The organism is Pedobacter sp. ISL-64 (assembly GCF_018613605.1).
In the GTDB taxonomy this organism is placed as follows: Bacteria; Bacteroidota; Bacteroidia; order Sphingobacteriales; family Sphingobacteriaceae; genus Pedobacter.
On sequence record NZ_JAGGPU010000019.1, the window covers coordinates 246417 to 266275 of the forward strand.

Consider the following 19859-nt stretch of genomic DNA (forward strand, 5'->3'; position numbering starts at 1 on the left):
CAATACCCCCTAGGAAGGGATTGAACCGAAGTTCAAAAGCACGCAATACGGAGAGTGGCCCATTTCTACAAATATATAGAAAATGGGCATATCACTCACCTATTGCCTTACGTGCTTTAAGATTCCTAGGTCTATTGTAGCAAGGCTTCGTTGAAATAAATGCCAAATAAATTATTTTAATCACCAGCATTAAAAGAAATAACTGCTAATCAATATTATAAAGGTATAAAAAAAAATCGATATGTGTCAATATTGACACGTTTTTATTTTTCAGATTATGGCAACTTTCTCAAATGAAAGTGGAGTTTCAAAATCTTTATATTCAAATAGGTAAAAATGTGAAGTTTTTGCGCAACCAGCTTGGTTGGTCTCAAGATGAACTAGCTAGTTATTGCAGTGTGAATAGGGCAAAGATTAGTCGAATCGAAAATGCAAAGGCAGATTATTTATTGTCAACACTATTGGAGGTTTGTAAAGCACTAAGAACAAATTTAGAGGAAATAATTAAGTCTTACCCAGAAAGTCAAGAATAATATGAGGTCTAATGAATATGAAGGGGGGAGAATAAAAAAGCATCAGGCAGGCTTCTCAATGTTAGGAACTATGATTAGATGCCTAAAGTAAAATTTAAATGATATAAATAAATGGATGAATTAGCAGCTCTCATAGTTAATTTAATAAAGGACTATCGCAACGATGATGAAATTTTTATAGATAAGGATCACGTCTTACGTTGGGTAGATCAATTCGATGAGAATGATCGACAGTTTATCTTAGAAGAATTGTATCATATTCTTCCTAAATCCTATATTTCGAAAGAATTAGTAGTTCGTGAATTTGAACAGATTTTTGACTATCTGGCCAAATACAACAAATATGATGATATTAAGTCCTTTCTAAACGATTCGAGGTTCCTAAGTTGTCAGTCAGAAGAGAAAAGTCAAACTAAGTTGTTGGAATTCCTGACAGAAATTTGCATGAAACAATTTGGCTTTTCAATTAATACTAGTAATACTGATAACATCAAGTTTTGGATTTATGTTGATGATGTTTTAGCTTCTGGGGGTACCTTTAAAAGAGATATTAAAAAAGAGGTTTTAGCCTATGGAAATCAGGAATTTCAAAATCAAGGCATCAAACTCATACCAATCTTTTTCTTTCTACATACATGGGGCTATAAAATTGTTAAATATGGTCTTTCTCAGGACTTTGGAGGAGTTTTTAGCTCATTAAATTTCCATAGAGTTCATGAAATAGAGAATGATCCACGGATAAACTATTATAATAGTAATCCGAAATTTAATCACGCCTATCCTATTAAACCAGACGACTGCGATCATTGGGAGAAATATTTACAATCCTTGGAAGCTGGAAACCATGAGAAATATGCTTATCGTGACAACAAGAGACCAGGGAAGGAGGAGTTTTACTCTTCCACTGAGAATAGAAATCGTTATGAACAAATTCTACTGAACAAAGGTATTGAAATTTTATCAAGAGCTGAAAATTTGAGTCCATCTACTCGTCCGCTTGGATTTGGATATCCTAGTTATAAAACTTTTGGAACTGGAAGTCACGCATTCACATGGAGGAATATTTCTAACACATGCCCAATAATTTATTGGTGGGAAAACCATAATTGGATACCTTTGTTCTCTGTAGCAAACCGTGGAAGATAAAAAGAATCAAATTAGAAGATACCTAAAAGGAGAATGTATTACATTTCGTAGTACAAAAGGAGAGTTAGGTGGCCTATCTAATATGGCTCCTGGTTTTCCTGTTAGGATTGGTAACCTAATCATAGGTAATATTGAAAATTTATATCAAGCATGTAAATACCCAAAGCAGTTTGATATTCAGAAGAGAATTTTGAACGCTTCAAGCCCTATGTATGCTAAGAAAATCTCGCGCCTGCACATCAGGTCCGAAAGATCAGATTGGAATTCGGTAAGATTTAAGATAATGCGCTTTTGTTTACAAATAAAACTTCAGCAGAATTTAAAAAAATTTTCTGAAATATTATTATCTACGAAAAATATGCCTATCGTGGAATACACGGACACAGATAAAGTTTGGGGGGCAGTTGACTGTGGCGATTACTATGAAGGAGTTAATGCACTTGGTAGATTGTTGATGGAGCTAAGAGAAAAACTTCAGGAAACTGAAATAAATATTATAGATAAACCCAGTATAGATAATTTTTTTCTTTTGGAATATGACTTGCAAATAATAAGTAATTATATAAATTACAAAAACGTAGTAAACAAACTTGATATATAGTTACCAAATTACTTGTTCTCATGAATTTCGTCCCGTAGGTGGCCTAAAAAAAGCTCAAGCCTTCGAACCTGCACTTGTTTTGCCTGCCAACGTATCGATGATCTTCGATTGTTTAAAATTACCTAAAATTAAGTATATTCTGGTTTCCCGTAATAAAACTCAAGTAGAATTAAATAACTTGGATCGTTGTAATAAGAAACCAGTGCAGCAGGGGACATTCAAGAGATAAAAATGCTTTCTTTTTATCACACGGTCTTCAGCAAAGTGCGCTGAAACAGGAGGTAAATATTTTAACGAAAAATAACAACTATCGATATGGTCCACAAATTTTCGCCTATATTGTAACTAATTCTCAACGTTCAAATCATAATCTAAATTAACATGCCAAAAGAAAGTGTACTCACCGAAGCTGAAAAACAATCCTTCGTCATTGAAAAATTCATTTTCCATATTATCATCCAGGAAGAGCTTGTACCTCTTTACCTCGATGAGATTACCCTGACCGCAGTTCAACTCGACTTTTTTAAAAAACGCTTTGTGGAAGTTTCCGAAGGCACCCAGTTCAAGTTTGCCGATCCAGATCAGTCAGAGTTGTTCCGAAACTGTAATGACCTGCTTGAAGATGCTGAAGGGAATTTTCTCCATGCCTCTAAAAAGATCACCTATGCCTTTCAGGCGCAGCACAGCAAGAATACTAAGGATGGTGTACTCATCACCGCCCTGGTTAGTTCCGGGAAGTCAAAACTGGTCTTTTTGCTCAAGCTCGACAATCAAATAGTCTACCATTACAAAGTCAGCCGCAACCGGGCTGCGCTGGAAGAGATCAAGAATACATTTGTGGAGGATAAAAAGGCCATCCAGAAAGCAGCCATCATTGATATCTCCGGGGACCGTGTCTGGCAGGTGCTGGCCACCGACCGCTCGGTAAGAAGTGCAGAGGCCGGCATTACCGAATATTTCGCCAAGTTCCTGGGTGTTATTCCAATAGAGACCGCCACTACGTTAACCAAAAAGGCTTTCAGAGGCGTTGGTAGGTGGGCGATGATGAACCAGATGGATCTTGATCCCGACCAGGAGAGTTCTTCTTATAAGTCCCGGGCGGTTAGCTACCTGGCGAATGCTACCATATTCAAGACCAAGGAATTTATCGACCAGGTGATCATGGATGAGGATGCTGACCGCAAGGATCGACTGACCAAATCCCTGAAGGCATTCCTTGACGATATTGGCATCTCTGGACAATCCTTTAAGCCTTCAAAGAGCACGCTGAGTTCATCAACCACTAAAAACATTCGCCAAACTGCCGAAGGTCTCAAGCTGGAATGGGAAGGAGATGCGAGGGACTCCAATCTGCAGCTACCAAAGGACAATGAACGAGATAGTGAGGGCATGCTGAAGATTGTCATTCGTACCAGTGAAATAAGAAATATCGATAAGGGGAGGTAATATGTTTGATCACGTTATTAAAATCTTGGGATCCCTCGATCAACTTGACAGGAGATACGATCAGTTAGAAGAGCAGTGGGGATCACTAAAGATCGGCGGCGTGGCTTTTCCGAACTTTTATCCCTGGGCGCTATCTTTTCTTAAGACCTTAGGACAGGCAGGCCTTTCCGCAATGCCCCGCCTTGAGCTCGACGGTCAGTACTATAATAGTGAAGACTTGGAGGAGGCCCGTGAATTTGGCTTTGTCTACAAGTACTGGACCATACACCTCAATAAGAGCATCCTGTATCAAATGGCGCAGGAAGATGGTTTTTTTTATAACTTCTTCTTTTCCTCAGCACATTGTCTGAGCTGGCTGAAGGCAGTTGGGCCGTTCAATTCCGATGAGCCCTTGAGCAGCTATGCCAAGTTGAAGGTTCTCATCAACGGACTCAAAGCACCTTTTGGAAATTCTACCCTTTATTTCCTTCCGCCAAGGGCAGGTCTAGATACCTTGACCTACCCTGCGATACGCGGACTTCCTAAAGCGGCACAGATCCAGGAGCACGTACATTTTGTCACAGACAATGCCTTTAGTGCAGAGCCGGAGCGTTACGTACTTACCAGTGGGGATTTTAGCTCCTTGATGGCCAACGAGGTGATGAAAAAGGGGGCGAGCAGTATGGCCATTGCTCTGGTTCACGAATTCTACAGCTCCCAGAAGCTCATCGTGGAAGGGGTAAAGCGCCTGCCCATGAAGCTCATGGATACACCAAATTTAACTCTAACCGACACCTTTTATCGCAGGCTGACTGATTTGATCATCTGGGTATACCAGGACAAGGTTACTATCCGCAAGAAACTCTTTAGCGAAAGGCTAGGGCTGGATCTAGACCAGGAAAAGGGGCTGATCGAAAACCTGATGGAACATATCTCGCCCGCCTTTGAGCAGGCGCAACAGCGTTACAATTTTGTCATCATCGAACGCAAGGATGCCTACTTAAAGGAGCTCCGTGATTTGCTAAAGGATTTAAAGGGTCAGTCTGATCTCTACGCGCTCAAGGTTCGCACGTTATTAAGCAATTTTCTTCGTGATTTACTTGCTGCCATTGTATTGGTGGGTTTTACCATTTTTACCAAATTTTCCGACAGTGTTAAGCTAGAGAACATCAAGTTGCTCGATGTCGTTTTTTATGTCCTTTCTGCCTATTACATGTTTTCCATCCTGATGCAATCCGTTGTGGATATCTTTGATGTCAGCGTGAGCAAAAAAGAATTGCTCTACTGGAAACGCGCCGCAAAGGATTATATTTCCGAGAAAGACTTTAAGGACCATGTTTTCCTTTCGCTAAAGGGGAGAAGAATCTCACTTTACATTGTTTATCCCACCGTTGCCCTATGTTACATCCTCATCTCACTGGCCTGCCTTTATTTCCCCTCGTATTTTCGCGCACATTTTATAAAGCACTAAGCGCTGGAAGTAGGGTGTGCGATTTAACCCAGAGGTCTTCGGACAAATATGAGCCGTACTACTAAAGTTAAAGTACGACCTGAAATTCGTCGAGTAAAATTCGAAAAATCGGAATCCCAATAAAGGGTGATTGATTTATATGTTATTTTGATATCTACCGTCATCATTTCACTCGACATTTAGTGGGGAAGGCACTGGGTTGATGATGAGTGCTTGTTGCACTTTTAGCTGATCTGAAACTCATCATGCGATACGGAAAAGAAAAAACTGTATCGGTTAGGCAAATTTTTAAAATTAAATTATACCATGATTTTTACAGTAACTCACCAGCTGCGCGTTGTTGTGTATAGATAGCCTGGATTTTAGGTGAGCCAGCCGCTTTTCTATACTGCTTAATCCAGAAGGTGATATGTTTTTTGATTGCAGGATTTTTGGCATATTCTTTTGGGCTACTCCCTGGGAGAGTAGGGTGATTATCATAATGTCGATCTCGCTCCATTCAATTTGTGCATTTGAGTGTTTGCTGCTTCTATTCCATTCCTTATTAATTTGACTGGTCGAGGATGGAAATGAGAAGTCAATTGTTTGTCCATTTTCTTCTCCCAGGTCAAAGTCAATGTTGCCGCCAATTGCATCCAGTTGGTTTATAACATTGTTGAGTCCATTTTTGAAGCTTTGACCTTTTTTCATTCCTATCCCATTGTCGCTGTAGAGAACCCGGATTCGCTCACCTGCACGTTCAAAGCGCCAGCTTACTGCTGTTCCTTTACTATGCTTTTTCATATTGATCATGAGTTCCTGCATGATCGTTTTTATCTGATACTGTGTGCTTTTGCCTACGCCGCTCCAAATCGCTGAAGTGTTGCCTGATAGCAGTACGCTGGTTTTTTCATCGGCGAATGAGCGTAGCAGCTTATTGAGAGTTTCATGAAATTCGGGTTCTATGAATTCAGATCTGTCGTAAGAGATGTCCCTTGACCTTTCATAAATATCCTCTATGCTATCAAGTATCTGTTCACGGTCTGTTTCTATGCTACCCTCGATTTTTGCCATAACCTGATAAAGTCGGTTGGCTACAATATCATGTACCCTTTTGGAGATCTCGAGTTGGCGTTGCTGCTCGGTTTTCTTGGATGAGGTCAACATCTGGCCCAATAATGGTTTTTTTCCGAGTTTGGGTTTTATGATCATGGGTTCATCATAAATCAGGTGTAAGAGTTCAAGGTACTGTTGCTCAAAGCGTTTATCTTCCCGCATATCCAGATATAAAAATGGGCGCAGGATTCTGGGTATGGATATTTCAGGATTACCGTCTCTTAATATGGGAATGAATTTTTGGTTTGAGGCCAGCTCGGCTGCGATCTCACTTGACATGATCTGATATTCATATCCAATTCCCCCAGATCTGGCATCCGCCTTTATCTTGTATCCACTGGACATAATCAAAATTACTTTTTGGGAAGATTCGATCTGTTCCATAAAGTGAAGATTATTTGAGCCGACCTTGAGGTCGTAACGGTCAAAACACAGGTCAACGCCATCGGAGGTAAGCCTGTTGGCTAGTTCCAGTACCCATTTCTTATGGGGCTCGCTATCCCAGCTATATTGTAAGAATATTTTCAATAGTTTTTTATTGACAATAATACTGTAAATATTTTTATAACAGATGTGGGTTATGTGTTCGCATGTATTTTTGGTGTCATTCAATCTATCGCTCTTTAGTTTTAACATGATCCAGTCTACTTCGGTAGCCGGATGATGGGTTAAAATGTCAACCTTTAAATAAAATTCCCCATCTTTAGAGAAATCCAAGTTAGTATGGCACAGACACTCGATCAGATAAAACGGCTTACTATTACTGCACTTTTAAACGATGAAGTCCTTATGGCTCTGCTGGTGCTTAAAGGTGGAAATGCAATTGATCTTTTATATGATCTATCTAACCGGGGTAGTATTGATATTGACTTTTCGATGGAAAAGGATTTTACCGAAAAGGAAATTGGTTATGTTCGCAATCAGATTGATTATATCCTCAATTCAGAGTTTAATAAGCATGGCCTTCAGGTGATCGATGTGCGCTTTATTGATAAGCCTAAAAATATCAGGGAAGAGGTTAAGGATTTCTGGGGTGGCTATAAGATTTATTTTAAAGTAATCTCTTCTGAACGCTTCTCTGCGCTGGAAGGGGATGTGGTCAAATGTGTTAGGGAGGCTATTCCTATCAGCGGCAATAATTCTACTGTTTTTGAGGTGGACATCAGCAAATACGAATACGTGGCGGATAAGCGGGCAAAGGATTTTGAAGGGACTATTGTCTATGTTTATTCTCCCGAGATGTTGGCCCTTGAAAAATATAGGGCGCTTTGCCAACAAAATCCCTCTTATAGGGATATTGTGTATAGCATGACCTCGAAGTCCAGGGCCAGGGATTTTTATGATATTCATAACCTGGTATCTTCATTTAACCTCAAGTTTGATTCCGATGAAGATTTGGGTATTTTAACCAGTATTTTTGATGCCAAAAAAGTCCCTCTGGATTATCTCTTAAGTCTCAATGATCAATATGAACTTCACCGTCAGAGCTGGGATTCTGTTTTGGATACAATTGATGTAAGGGAAAAGCCCAAGGAATTTGACTATTATTTTCAATTTGTTTTGGACATTGCCGGAAACTTACATTCAAAAGCCACGGGGAAAAAATAACTTCCAGCGATTGCTATATTCTTTGTTTCTCATATTGTAGGTAAGGTAAAACTGAAATTCACTTTTTAGCTCAAAAAGTTTTAGATCGCTTTCGGGATAGCCTGCTTTTTCAAGGTAGAAGCCTATGGACTGGGCGTAGGGATAAGTATAATCTAGTTTTTGGAGATAATCATATAACTTTTGGGTATTGATTTTTCCCTTCGCTAGTTTGTAGGCTTCGAGTATCTCAAATACCCCACCTGCGTAAGCTGGCCTGACAACGCAATCGATTAAGGTTCTCTCCAAATCCGTATAGTAAAAGAGCTGAGAATCATTGTGGTTTTGCATCACGCCCAGGCGATCGGTGTTTTTGGTGTTTGTAAGGATAATTCGTTTGCTTTCCAGCAAATAAACCAGTTCGCTTTTGCGCTGGTCTTTAGAGAATGATGCATCAATTCCCTCCTGGGTTAGTTTATTTTGGCTGCTTCCACTTCTTTGCTGACTGTAATGCTCGCTATTGAGATAGTATGTCTTTGGCAATTGCTGGGTAAGGCCATGTAGAAAGAGCGCGGAATAGTACATGAAATAGGCATCTTTTTTTATTCCGGACACTATCGTGAATTCATCCTTCGTTCTCCATCCATAAACGATGAATCCATGACTATGCTCTTGAGTTAAGCGGGTCTCTAAAAAAAGTTCTTGCTTTACCAAAAAAGCGATAATATCTTTCGCTCTGCGGTTGTAAGGGATGTCCCACGATGACTTTACGTTATCGATTACTGTCTGAAGTCTTTTATAAGTAAATGCTTTCAGGGGGTACCCCTGAAAATATTGGATTATATCCTCCAATGCCTCTTTTAACTTATTGGGTCTACCCATTAATCATATAAATGCAAAGCATATATGCTTTGCATTAGCAAAGTTAAAATATTTTTTTGAATAATTCAAAATACTTATTGAAATTAAAAGGTCTGGATTTTTATTTTATAGATAGATGCAAAGCATATATGCTTTGCATCAGTAAATATAACGATTTTGAATGATATTTCCAAATTTGTTATATACAAAGATATCCACGAATCACTTTATCAGAAGGGGTATTTGACTCCTAATTTTTATTAAATGGAACGAATCCGAATGAATTCGTAAGATTTTTGCATTTGTAATTAAGCCTGTTTTTGTGTCATGTGACACGTTTTAGTTTTTTTCTCCTGATCCGGCTTAGGGTTTCGCGACTGATTCCGAGGTAGGAGGCGATGTGGTTTTGAGTGATCTGCTGTTCGATGTTGGGGTGTTTTTTGAGGAGCAGTTCGTATCGGTATTCGCTTGTTGCGGTCCGGAGTAAATATGCTCTTTGTTCGCTATGGAGGTAGTGCTTTTGGGTAATGATCCTGCCGAGTAGGTTTGCTTCTTTGAATTCTGCGTAGTAGCTGTTGATCTGGTTCCAGCTCAGGGATTGTAGTTTGCTGTCCTGAAGGACTTCTATGTATTCGTAGGAGGGTTTTTGGGTGATAAAGCTGTAGCTGGGGTAGATGAGATGGCCGGGTTCGATGAACCAGGTGGTGCATTCTTTTCCGTGTTCGTCGATGAAGTAGGTGCGGATGAGTCCCTGTTGGATGAAGTAGAGTCTTTTGGCGGTTTCGCCGGGCTGGAGTAGGAGGTGTTTTCTTTTGAATTTCTGGGTGAGGGTTTCGTCTTTTATACGCTGCTGTAGGGTGGAGGGTAGGGGTACGATCTGGCTTAAGGTTTCGAGCAGGTCGGTTTGATTTGGCAATAGGTTTTCCATGAACTGTAGATTGTGGCACAGATCAATGATTTTTTTCTTTTTGCGGGTTAATATTGTCCTGTCGGAACGGATGCTTGTTTAAAACGTTGGGGTGGTGGGTTTTAGTATGTGTGGAGATGGCTGTTCTGATAATAGGTTGGTGCTCTTTTGTCTGTTTATTTATTTTTTGTTAAAGGGATTAAGGTATGGAAAAAGAAGAAATGATTTTGGTTGTGGAGCGTGTGGCGAAGGCTGTGGCTGGGGTTTATGGGCGGGAGAGTATGCCGCTGGCGCAGATGCGCGGGGTGGTGCTGTTGGTAAGGGAGGCTTTGGCGGAGCTTAGGGCTGCGGTGCTGGAGCAGGGTTTTAGATCGGTTGAAGAGGAGATTCATTTTTTTAAGGTGGTGTGGCCGGGGGTGTATAGCTGGCAGGTTTATGCGGCGGACCGTTTTGCTGTGGATGTGAGGAGGCCTGTGGATGAGCGGGAAAAGGTGATCGGATATCTTAGGGAGGAGTTGAATTATGTTCAGAAGATTTTTTTACGCTCCCCGGTGCAGTTTGCGTATTTCAGGCAGGGGATGGAAGGGCTGGACGGTGCTTATTTTTTAGGGGAAGGGAAAAGGGATGTGGCGCTGGAAGGGCTGGGTGTGGATGCTGATGGACAGTTTGCTGCACCATGGAGTTATCTTTGGGCGAAGTTTATGGCGGGAGAGCGTTTGCGGGATGAGCTGTTGGCTGAACTTGCGGGGCTGGAAATCGGGATTGGCTTAGGTGACAGGTCGGTTACGCCTGCTGTGCCGGTCCGTGTAGGCGGGATGCGCTGGACGGGGGAGAAGGTAAACCTGATTGAGCTGGCGCATTCGCTGTTTGTATCGGGACAGATCGAGAATGGTAAGGTAGGGATTACGGAATTTTTTGAGCGGATGGGGAGGTGTTTTGAGATTGATCTAGGGATCCCTAAGCGGGGATTTGATGATCTCAGTTCTCGGAAACGGTTGAGCAGGACGCATTTTCTGGAGGTGTTGCAAGAGGGGCTGAACAAAAAGTTTGATGATGCGGATGCTTTTGATCCTGTTAAGGGGAGGTAGTGGTTTTGAAAAAAGGGATAACCAAATGAATGATTACCCCTAATCTAAATTAACGCTCTCTGGCTTTCGCCGGATGTAAGGCTCTCACCCCTTACCCAACAAATATACTGAAATGTTTTTGTTTTATCTTGTATGGTACTATAAGTCAATGGCCATAATCTCGCTGATCCTACTGTTTTATGAAAGTAAATTTTAAATGTGTTCTGATTGGGCTTTAATTAAATAAAATAGGAAAAAGGACGCTACAAACTTTTAAGCTGTTTTTATTTGCCTATTTCCGTTCTTTCTGATTTTAAAGAAAATTGGCGTTTCCCTTTGGATAGAACACTGAATAAATAGAGGATCAGAAAAACATAATACGGTGGCGGCTTTCAAATTGAACACTTTAAAGCCTCTTTTTTTACAGCATCTTTTTGTTAATTTGGCAAATATAGCGCAAACGTTTGTCTTATTCAGGAGTCATTTTTCTCGCTTTAATTTGTTGTTAAAATATATGCTAAACGATTTAAATATGTCATATAAAGTTTTTAGGTTGTATATGTGGCCACACCGTAATGGAACCATAGGCAAACGTTTGCGCATATCTTTTTCGTGATTTATCGCATCTTTACTCTATCTTCAAAAAATTAAATCTAATTCCACGTTTTAAAAAAAAGGCTTCAATTACATTCTCTTTTGTGTTTCGCAATAGCACTTTCCTCAGCCTCTATACTCTAAAGTTTACATAAGGCTAACAAATCCTATGTCGATGTAGTTGGCTCGCAGAACTGAAAAATAAAGGACGAATCCTGTATTTCATCAATGATGAGCATTAGAAAATGCTATAAAGCCCTTACCAATATCCCTGGTTTGTGTGAGTTTTTTACCCATCACCAGTTCGGAAATTAGATCTCTTTCAGAGGCTATAAAAAAAAACACCTCAAATGGTAGGATCCGGCAGGAAGATGCTATAAAATGGGGAAAAGTAAAAGGCACAAATCAATAACTAACTTTAGTGGCTGATCTTGAGAAGCCAGCAATAGAAAGCTTTAAAGATCAATTATTCACTTCCGTGTCTGATGCGATGCAGGAACCATTTTCTGATTTCAGGATCTAAGACTTCTGAATTATTCAGTACCGTTACGACTGCAAAGGGGGGTATATCATATTTAATATACAGTGAATATCTGAACGCATTGAAATGCTGCCCGTCTTCTCCAATATCTTACAAAAATTATCGGTACGGCTAAATAAATCCCGATTTTAAGGCGCTGAAGCACACTTGGGATTTTATGGGGGGTAATTGACCGGGATGCTTTCGGCTTTAGATGGCTCTTCCAGGTTTCCTTTTATAAAACAATCAAAAAAACTGTAAAGCTGTTTTTGATCCGCTTGGAGCTTAGTTCCTGTGTGGTCAGGAATATCCTGATATCATTTTTAAATAGATACCCGCCTTGAGAAAATCGTTTTTGAGATCAGAGTCCCCTGGGTAGGGGTTTATATTGTTCAGAAAATGTTTGATTTTGAACAAGATGCTTACAAAATCCCTGGTAGCATTGTGTTATATTTTCACGCTGACTGATTGCTATGATCCAACGGAGTCATTTTTTCAAGTTGGCGAATAATATCATAAGCAACTGTGATCCGGTTGTTGGCCCTGTTCCGAGATCTGAAAAAGGCGGGGGAAAACAAGGATATAAAAAATGATAATCGCAAATATACTAAGTATGATAACTGGAAGGTCCAATATAAACTTTGCTCTCTGATCACTTATTCCATAGAAAAGCTATGCCATTGTTTTCTCCAAGCTGTTCTATCTCCTTTTATAGCTCAATCGCTTGGAACGCCTCTGTTTTCCGAAATTTTTCCAAGCTCGGCCATAAAGTTTTGCGTTCTGTGAAACTTTGATCCAGTTAAGCAATAGGGCTTGACGGATAAATTTTCTTTGATGTTACTTTTTCTTTCTCATTGGCAGCCGATGTTTTTTGTTGCTGCCTGCCTGATGGGCATCTGTACGGTCGGGCTACTTTTTTATTTCTTAAAAGTTTGGTGCCGGGCCCGTGGGGAACCTAGAGGGAATGGTATGGCTGCTGTTTCTGGTGGAGGCGTAGCTGATGTGATGGGCAAGGTGAGGTTGGAGGCTGGGGTGCAGGAGGTGCGGATGTCGGAGCTCGTTTTTGACCGTTCGGGGATTGCGGAAAATTTGAGGAAAGTGGTGAGTGTGGAAAGCGTGGGGATGGCGGATGATGTGATGGATGAGGTGAGCAAGTGTTTTGATCTGATCGGTGAGATGGATGGTAAGAAGGAGGATTTTATGCGAATGATGGCGGGGTTGGAGGGGATTTATCCGGAGATGGCAGATCATCCTGCGCTGGCGGAGGTCAGGGCTTTTATCAGTTCACATGCGCCTTTTGCGCTTTCGAAGCAGGAGCTTGCGGGGTTCTGGGGCTAGGGTTTGTGCTGGCTTTTAAGGGTTTTAAGGAAAATAAAAATTGGGGGTGTAGAATGAAAATAGAAAAAAAGGTTAAAGATAAAAGCGAGGTCTGGGCCAGGGCCGGTCTGGTTGGGCTTGTGGGGCTATGCTTTGTCCTGCTGCTGGAAGTGGGCGATGCGCTGGCGCAGAACGGGCAGGCGGGGATACAGGAGGCGACTAATCAGGTGAAGGGTTATTTTAATACGGGGGCTAACCTGATGTATGCGATCGGTGCGGTGATGGGGATCATCGGTGCGGTGAAAGTATTTCAGAAGTGGAATGCAGGGGAGCCGGATACGGGCAAGGTGGCGGCGGCCTGGTTTGGATCTTGCGTTTTTTTGGTGATTGTGACTTCGGTGCTTAAATCTTTTTTTGGGGTGTAGGTATGGGAACGGTTTATCAGATTAATAAGGGGCTAAACAGGCCAATCAGTTTTAAGGGGCTGAAGGCGCAGTACATTGCTTATTTAAGCGCGGGGCTGGTGGTATTGCTTTTGGGTTTTACGGTATTGTACATTCTGGGTCTGCCACTGGTGGTACTGCTTCCGGTAACCGGGGTTTTGGGAGCGGGGCTGTTTGTTGGGGTGAATTTTTTGAGTAAACGTTTTGGCCGGTACGGGCTGATGAAGTATCTGGCGTCGCGCCGGGTTCCGGTGTACCTGTGGTTCAATTCAAGGAAACTTTTTACCCATCTTAAAATAGGGAGCGGTTATGGGAAGAAATAGAGATGTTGTTTTGCCTGGAGGTGGGGTAAGGGCTTCGGCTATGTTCCCGGTGTACAGGGTGGAAAGGGATTGTATGCTTTCGGTGCAGGGGGATATTACGGTGGGCTTTGAGGTTTCGCTGCCGGAGATCTTTACGCTTTCTTCGCGGGATTATGAGGCTTTTCACCAGGGTTGGGTAAGGGCGATCAGGTTATTGCCGGAACATACGGTGTTCCATAAACAGGATTGGTTTGGTCGGGAGGCTTATGGTTTTAAGGAGGTGCCGGGGGCGGATTTTTTGAGCGTTTCCAGCGAGAAATTCTTTTCCGGTAGGCAAAGGCTGGCGCATAAATGTTATGTGTTTTTAACGAAAAAGGCTGCGGGCAGGAAGCTGTCCAGCTCTGGCTTTAGCAATATCCTGCGTAGGAGCATTGTGCCGAAGTCCGTTATTGATGAGCAGCTGTTGTCGGATTTTTTGGATGCGGTGGGACAGTTTTCTAGGGTGCTCTCGGACAGTGGTTTTGTGTCATTGGTTAGGTTGGATGATGATGCGCTGGCGGGAACGGCTAATAAGCCTGGCATTATTGAGCGTTACTGCTTTTTGTTGGGTGAAAATGCGCCATCGGTGCTCCGGGACCTACACCTTAGGGATGGGATTTCGGTGGGGGAGAAAAAGGTGGAGCTTTTTACGCTTTCCGATGCGGAGGACCTGCCAGCTTTGTGCGGGTCAAGGATCAATTATGATCGGTATTCTACGGACAGGACAAAGTTTTCGGTGGGTTTTGCAAGTCCATTGGGGCTGCTTTTGGACTGTGAGCATATTTATAACCAGTATATTTTTATTGGGGACAGTAGCTTGACTTTAAAGCAGCTGGAGGCGAAGCGCAGGCGTTTGCAATCGCTGTCTGCTTATTCAAGGGAGAATGCGGTAAGCAGGGATGCGGTGAACGGCTTTTTAAATGAGGCGGTGACGATGCAGCGGCTTCCGGTCAAAGCGCATTTCAATGTGATGGCCTGGTCGGAGGATGCTGTCCGGCAAAAAGAGCTGAAGAACCTGGTGGCTTCTGCCATGGCGGGTATGGATGCGGTGTGCAAGAGTGAGACCGCCGGGGCGGCGCAGATCTGGTTTGCCGGGGTGCCGGGCAATCAGGCAGACTTTCCTATGAACGATACCTTTGATACGTTTGCGGAGCAGGCCTGTTGCTTTCTGAACCTGGAGAGCAATTACCGTTCTTCGCCCTCAGCGTTTGGCCTGCGTCTGGGTGAGCGGATTTCCGGCTACCCTTTACATGTTGATCTTTCGGATGAGCCGATGCGGCTGGGGTATACCGACAACCGCAATAAGTTTGTGCTTGGGCCGAGCGGATCAGGAAAGAGTTTTTTTACCAATCATTTGATGCGTTCCTGTTTCCGTGGGGATGCGCATGTGGTGATTGTGGATATCGGCCACAGTTACCGCGGGCTTTGTGAGCATGCCGGTGGCTATTATTTCACCTATTCCGAGGAAAACCCGATCGCTTTTAATCCTTTTTTCCTCGCACCGGGGGATGTGATGGATACCGAGAAAAAAGAGAGCATCAAGACTTTGCTGCTGGCGTTATGGAAAAGGGAGGGGGAAACCTATCGCCAGTCGGAATATGTGGCGGTGTCGAATGCGCTGAACCTGTACTATGGTTTTTTAGGGCGTAATCCCGATGTCTTTCCCTGTTTTGATTCCTTTTATGAGTTTTTAATGGAGGAATTCCTACAGGTGCTGGAAGACGGCAAGGTACAGGAGCGGAACTTTGATATCGATAACTTTCTTTTTGTACTGAATCCCTATTACAAGAACGGGGAGTTCGGTTACCTGCTTAATGCCAAAGAGAACCTGGACCTGCTGCACCAGCCTTTTGTAGTCTTTGAAATTGATTCGATCAAGTCGCATCCCATACTTTTTCCCGTGGTTACGCTCATCATTATGGATTTGTACGTATCCAAGATGAGAAAGCTTAAGGGGATCCGTAAGATCATTCTGATTGAGGAAAGCTGGAAAGCGATCGCTAAGGAAGGTATGGCGGAATACCTGAGGTTCCTGTTCAAAACGGTACGCAAGTTTTTTGGGGAGGCGATCGTGGTAACTCAGGAAGTAGAAGATATTATTTCCTCCCCGATTGTCAAGCAGGCGATCATCAACAGTTCTGGCTGCAAGATCTTATTGGATCAGTCCAAGTTCCAGAACAGGTTCGGTGAAATCCAGGAGCTGCTGGGCTTGAGTGAAAAGGAGAAAGAACAGATACTGTCGATGAACAGGGCCAATGATCCTAACCGCAAGTACAAGGAGGTATTTATATCGCTGGGCGGGCAGAAATCGATGGTGTACAGAACAGAAGTAAGTTTGGAAGAGTATCTGACCTTTACCACTGAAGAGCCTGAACAGATCAAGGTGGAGGAATATGCACGGCGTTACGGAAGCAGGGAAAAGGGCATTACGGTGCTGGCGGACGAGTTAAGGGCTTCCAGGAATGAGGCAGTTAAGGTGCGGTAAAGTTGGATGTTTTTTATCATTTAAATTTTGGGATAACATTTTGGAACAATGAAAAAGGTATTTGAAATGAGTTGCGTTCTTACGGTGCTGGGCATCCTTGGCGCATGTAAAATAGGAAACAATAAAAAGGACTTTATACCGGGCATGTATGTGAGCGATGCCAGGGGCGAATTTGCTTTGGCTTCGGACACGCTGGTATTTTCGGTTGGGGCGGGGGAGAATAGCTATTCCATCGAGCGCAGGACGGGCTACCAGCTGATCACGGAGGGTAGGCCAGGCAAACGGGAATGGGGCCGTGAAAGCTGGACGGGGATTTTTGATGCCAGATCGGGGCTGGTGCAGGAGATGCGCAAAGGCAGGGTGATCCGCTTTGTGCCGGACTCTGCTTATCTGGTGATCGGGCGCAGGGTGTACCGGAAGGTGCGTTAAGGTTTTTTTGAAATCAATAATCAATAGGAATGGAAATAGTGAAAAAATGCGGTGCTAATCTCGCCGCTAAAATCAGAAAGGTTATGAAAAGTTATATGATCATACTTCCGGTATCGGCGATGACAATCTGTGTGAGTCTGCCCAAAGGGGCAAATGCGCAGCTGGCGGTACTCGAAGTGATAAAGGCAGGGGTGAAAAAAGTCATCAAGGCGGTGGATCTGAAGGTGCAGCGTTTGCAGAACGAAACGATCTGGCTACAGAATGCGCAGAAGGTGCTGGAAAATCAGCTGTCTAAATTAAAGCTGACCGAGATTGCCGATTGGTCGCAGCGGCAGAAGGAGCTTTATAGTAAGTATTATCAGGAACTCTGGGAAGTGAAATCGGCGATCACTTATTTTAAAAGGATCAGGGAACTCACATCCAAGCAGGTAAAACTGGTGGATGAATACCAGTGGGCCTGGAAACTCTTCCAGCAGGATAAACACTTTAAGGTGGAGGAACTGGAGAATATGAAGAATGTCTATTCGGGCATTCTGGATGAAAGCCTAAAGAATGTGGATGAGATCCTGCTGGTGGTGAACAGTTTTAAAATGCAGATGAGTGATGGGGAAAGGTTGGAAATCATTGCTAAGGCTTCCGATAGGCTGGATACCAATTTCAGTGACCTGCAGACCTTTAACAGGCAGAACATCGGCATCAGTATCCAGCGGGCAAGGTCGGTGGATGAAGTGGCAACTTTAAAGGAAATCTACGGGGTGGAATAGGCTCGGCGGGCGGATAGTTTATTGGTTTGGATAACGGCTTGATCCGGTTTAAACAATAGAACTTCCAAAAACCAGGGTATTGCCGTCGGGATCGTTGACCGCGAAATCGAGCATACCGTAATGGCGGTCTTCTATCGGCACGGTAATCAAGGCTCCCTTGGCTTTGATTTGCTCATAAAAGGTGTCAACCTCGTCGCAGTCGATGCAAAGGTGGGCACCACCGGGGATCTTTTTGATACCCTGGTTAATCTGGCCGTTGAGGTGGACAAGCACGCTGCCATGGATCAGGCCCACATAATCACCAAAACGGAAGTCTTCGCTAAAGCCAAGGATATCCTGGTAATAGATAAGGGAAGCAGGGAGGTCGGATACATGGATCACAATGGCGGAGCTGATGGCTTTCATGGGTAAATAAATTAATGGTAGATAAGATGATTGAGATAAATATAAAAAGAGTTTTTAGCATTTCGCTGCTGATGGCGTTAATGTCAAGTGCAACGCTGGCGCGTTGCCAGACCTGGTCGGAATGGTTTTCGCAGAAAAAAACGCAGGAAAAATACCTGCTTGAACAGATCGCAGCGGTGCAGCTGTATGCGGGCTATCTGAAAAAAGGCTATGAGGTGGCCCGTTCCGGTTGGAATACAGTTTCAGATCTTGCTAACGGGGAGTTCAGTTTGCATAACAATTTTATCAGCTCACTGGCGGCTGTTAATCCTGCGATCAGGAAATCGGTAAAGGTTGCAGAGATCGTGGCTTTTCAACTGGAGATGATGAAGGTTTTTTCTAGTTTAAAAGCCGAGCAGGGGCTGAGTCTTGCTGTCTTTGGTTATATCGGGGAAGTAGAGGATAAAGTGCTTTCCGAGTGTCGCGATGATCTGGACGGACTGTTTTTAGTCATGACTTCGGGACGGCTGGAAATGGGCGATGCGGAGCGGCTTTTGAGGTTAGACGGGATATATAAAGCGATGCAGGATAGGGCAAGCTTTGTTCGGGACTTCGCCGTTCAGGTGAGTATCCTGCAACGCATCAAAATGCGTGAAGAAAAATCGGTGGACAATTTAATGAGTTTATATGAAGTGCATTAAAGGTTTTTGTTTGGTTAGGGGTTTCATGCCTGTTTTGATGTCGGTGCTGTTAGGCCTTTGTTCATTTGATGTTCACGCGCAGTCGACGGAGGCAAAACAATTGCTGCTGAATGTAGAAAAACTCAGCCAGTTAAAGAACATCCTTAGGGACATGAAAAAAGGATACGAAGTGCTGAGCACAGGATATAATACGGTACGGAACATTTCAAAAGGGAATTTTTCGCTGCATGAGTTTTTTTTGGACGGGCTGATGCTGGTCAGTCCCGAGGTCAGGAAGTATCATAAGGTTGCGGATATGATTGCCTTGCAGGTGAAGATCGTATCGGAGTATAAAGCGGCTTACCGGGCTTTTTCTGCTTCGGGCAGTTTCAGCATAGAAGAGCTGGATTATCTGGGTAGGGTGTATGGCCAGCTTTTGGAGCAGAGCCTGGATAACCTTGATGAACTGGCAACAGTACTGACCGCAGGGCAGCTGCGCATGGCGGACGAAGGAAGGCTGCGCATGATCGATCGGCTGTTTGCCGATACCGAAGACAAACTTTTATTCTTGCGGAGTTTTAATGTGCAGACAGGGCAGGTGTATAGGGCAAGGCAGAAGGAGAAAGTAAATGTGGCAGGTCTGAAAGTACTTTATCAGTAGGTGTAGGTTTTTGTCTTAAATAAATAACAGGTTTTATGAGAGGATTTTTTAACGGCTTTTTTAAGCTGATGGGGATTTTATTGCCCTGTATTTTACTGCCAGCTATGGCTTCAGCGCAGGGTATTTCGGAAACGCTCTCTGGTATGCAGCCAGTGCTGGACAGGATCTATGCCGAAATGCTGCCGATGTGCAGCAAGCTGATCGGTGTGGCCCGGGGGCTGGGCGGCTTTGGGGCAATGTGGTATATCGGAGCAAGGGTGTTCCGTCACCAGTCCAATGCAGAGCCGATCGATATGTATCCGCTATTACGGCCATTTGCGCTGGGGATGGCCATCCTGCTTTTTCCTACGGTGATTTCGGTGATGAACGGGATCCTGCAGCCTACGGTTTTGGCTACGGGCAGTATGGTTTCGGGCAGCAATGCGGTGATTGCGAAATTGCTCAAGGCAAAGGAAGAGGCGATGAAGAAGTCCAAGTATTACCAGATGTATATCGGGGAAGACGGGCGGGGGGACCGTGATAAATGGTACGTGCGCCCATAAGGGTATATA

General features: G+C 43.4%; 20 protein-coding genes. 16 read left to right on the plus strand and 4 right to left on the minus strand.

Going from position 1 to position 19859, the window contains the following annotated elements; all coding sequences use genetic code 11:
• Nucleotides 1-293: 293 nt before the first annotated feature.
• From J7E57_RS27510 to J7E57_RS21235, 5 genes are all read left to right on the plus strand, one after another.
• Entirely contained in the window at nt 294-533 is a 240-nt protein-coding gene (locus tag J7E57_RS27510; RefSeq protein ID WP_215125590.1) for a helix-turn-helix domain-containing protein, read from the plus strand.
• A 111-nt stretch (nt 534-644) separates the two neighbouring features.
• Complete coding sequence (locus J7E57_RS21220) at nt 645-1679, plus strand: hypothetical protein (protein ID WP_215125591.1); 1035 nt, start codon at nt 645-647, stop codon at nt 1677-1679.
• Nucleotides 1669-2280, plus strand: a complete 612-nt coding sequence (locus J7E57_RS21225; protein WP_215125592.1) for an NADAR family protein — start codon at nt 1669-1671, stop codon at nt 2278-2280. Before J7E57_RS21220 ends, J7E57_RS21225 begins: the two co-directional genes overlap by 11 nt.
• Nucleotides 2281-2661: 381 nt before the next feature.
• Nucleotides 2662-3726 carry a nucleoid-associated protein gene (locus tag J7E57_RS21230; protein ID WP_215125593.1) on the plus strand — a complete coding sequence of 355 codons (1065 nt, stop codon included), beginning with the start codon at nt 2662-2664 and terminating at the stop codon, nt 3724-3726.
• Nucleotide 3727: 1 nt separating this feature from the next.
• On the plus strand, nt 3728-5176 hold the full coding sequence (locus J7E57_RS21235) for a hypothetical protein (RefSeq protein WP_215125594.1): 1449 nt from the start codon (nt 3728-3730) through the stop codon (nt 5174-5176).
• 294 nt (nt 5177-5470) lie between these two features.
• On the opposite strand, the gene J7E57_RS21240 is transcribed toward J7E57_RS21235, so the two are convergent.
• Nucleotides 5471-6988: a TIR domain-containing protein gene (locus J7E57_RS21240; RefSeq protein WP_215125595.1), complete on the minus strand. Its 1518-nt coding sequence runs from the start codon at nt 6986-6988 to the stop codon at nt 5471-5473.
• Between the two features lie 6 nt (nt 6989-6994).
• Here J7E57_RS21240 and J7E57_RS21245 point away from each other — a divergent pair, with 6 nt between their 5' ends.
• Nucleotides 6995-7879 carry a nucleotidyl transferase AbiEii/AbiGii toxin family protein gene (locus tag J7E57_RS21245; RefSeq protein ID WP_215125596.1) on the plus strand — a complete coding sequence of 295 codons (885 nt, stop codon included), beginning with the start codon at nt 6995-6997 and terminating at the stop codon, nt 7877-7879.
• Here the strand turns inward: J7E57_RS21245 and J7E57_RS21250 are convergent.
• Both J7E57_RS21250 and J7E57_RS21255 read right to left on the minus strand, forming a co-directional pair.
• Complete coding sequence (locus tag J7E57_RS21250; RefSeq protein WP_215125597.1) at nt 7856-8737, minus strand: hypothetical protein; 882 nt, start codon at nt 8735-8737, stop codon at nt 7856-7858. The genes J7E57_RS21245 and J7E57_RS21250 overlap by 24 nt on opposite strands.
• Before the next feature lie 304 nt (nt 8738-9041).
• Nucleotides 9042-9644 (minus strand): Crp/Fnr family transcriptional regulator, encoded by a 603-nt coding sequence (locus J7E57_RS21255; RefSeq protein ID WP_215125598.1) that lies wholly within the window; start codon nt 9642-9644, stop codon nt 9042-9044.
• Between the two features lie 185 nt (nt 9645-9829).
• On the opposite strand from J7E57_RS21255, the gene J7E57_RS21260 reads away from it, so the two are divergent.
• The 7 genes from J7E57_RS21260 to J7E57_RS21290 all read left to right on the plus strand — a co-directional run bounded on the left by J7E57_RS21260 (nt 9830) and on the right by J7E57_RS21290 (nt 17583).
• Nucleotides 9830-10711, plus strand: a complete 882-nt coding sequence (locus J7E57_RS21260) for an RteC domain-containing protein (protein ID WP_215125599.1) — start codon at nt 9830-9832, stop codon at nt 10709-10711.
• Nucleotides 10712-12617: 1906 nt separating this feature from the next.
• Nucleotides 12618-13142: a hypothetical protein gene (locus J7E57_RS21265; RefSeq protein ID WP_215125600.1), complete on the plus strand. Its 525-nt coding sequence runs from the start codon at nt 12618-12620 to the stop codon at nt 13140-13142.
• A 53-nt stretch (nt 13143-13195) separates the two neighbouring features.
• A complete protein-coding gene (locus J7E57_RS21270; protein ID WP_215125601.1) occupies nt 13196-13546 on the plus strand; it encodes a DUF4134 domain-containing protein in 351 nt (116 codons plus the stop codon).
• A 2-nt stretch (nt 13547-13548) separates the two neighbouring features.
• Nucleotides 13549-13887: a DUF4133 domain-containing protein gene (locus tag J7E57_RS21275; protein WP_215125602.1), complete on the plus strand. Its 339-nt coding sequence runs from the start codon at nt 13549-13551 to the stop codon at nt 13885-13887.
• On the plus strand, nt 13874-16390 hold the full coding sequence (locus J7E57_RS21280; RefSeq protein WP_251029991.1) for a TraG family conjugative transposon ATPase: 2517 nt from the start codon (nt 13874-13876) through the stop codon (nt 16388-16390). The genes J7E57_RS21275 and J7E57_RS21280 overlap by 14 nt, the downstream gene beginning before the upstream one ends.
• A gap of 48 nt (nt 16391-16438) precedes the next feature.
• Entirely contained in the window at nt 16439-16819 is a 381-nt protein-coding gene (locus J7E57_RS21285; protein ID WP_215125603.1) for a hypothetical protein, read from the plus strand.
• Between the two features lie 29 nt (nt 16820-16848).
• Nucleotides 16849-17583, plus strand: coding sequence for a conjugal transfer protein TraI (locus tag J7E57_RS21290; RefSeq protein WP_251029992.1), 735 nt, complete (start codon nt 16849-16851; stop codon nt 17581-17583).
• Nucleotides 17584-17631: 48 nt separating this feature from the next.
• Here the strand turns inward: J7E57_RS21290 and J7E57_RS21295 are convergent, their stop codons facing one another.
• Nucleotides 17632-17988: a VOC family protein gene (locus J7E57_RS21295; RefSeq protein WP_215125604.1), complete on the minus strand. Its 357-nt coding sequence runs from the start codon at nt 17986-17988 to the stop codon at nt 17632-17634.
• A gap of 26 nt (nt 17989-18014) precedes the next feature.
• On the opposite strand from J7E57_RS21295, the gene J7E57_RS21300 reads away from it, so the two are divergent.
• The 3 genes from J7E57_RS21300 to J7E57_RS21310 are packed head-to-tail and all read left to right on the plus strand — an operon-like array spanning nt 18015 to nt 19850.
• A complete protein-coding gene (locus J7E57_RS21300; RefSeq protein WP_215125605.1) occupies nt 18015-18668 on the plus strand; it encodes a hypothetical protein in 654 nt (217 codons plus the stop codon).
• The gene (locus tag J7E57_RS21305) at nt 18655-19308 is read left to right on the plus strand and encodes a TerB family tellurite resistance protein (RefSeq protein ID WP_251029993.1); all 654 of its coding nucleotides are present in this window, start codon (nt 18655-18657) and stop codon (nt 19306-19308) included. Before J7E57_RS21300 ends, J7E57_RS21305 begins: the two co-directional genes overlap by 14 nt.
• A 35-nt stretch (nt 19309-19343) precedes the next feature.
• Nucleotides 19344-19850 carry a hypothetical protein gene (locus J7E57_RS21310; RefSeq protein WP_215125606.1) on the plus strand — a complete coding sequence of 169 codons (507 nt, stop codon included), beginning with the start codon at nt 19344-19346 and terminating at the stop codon, nt 19848-19850.
• The last annotated feature ends 9 nt before the right edge of the window (nt 19851-19859 follow it).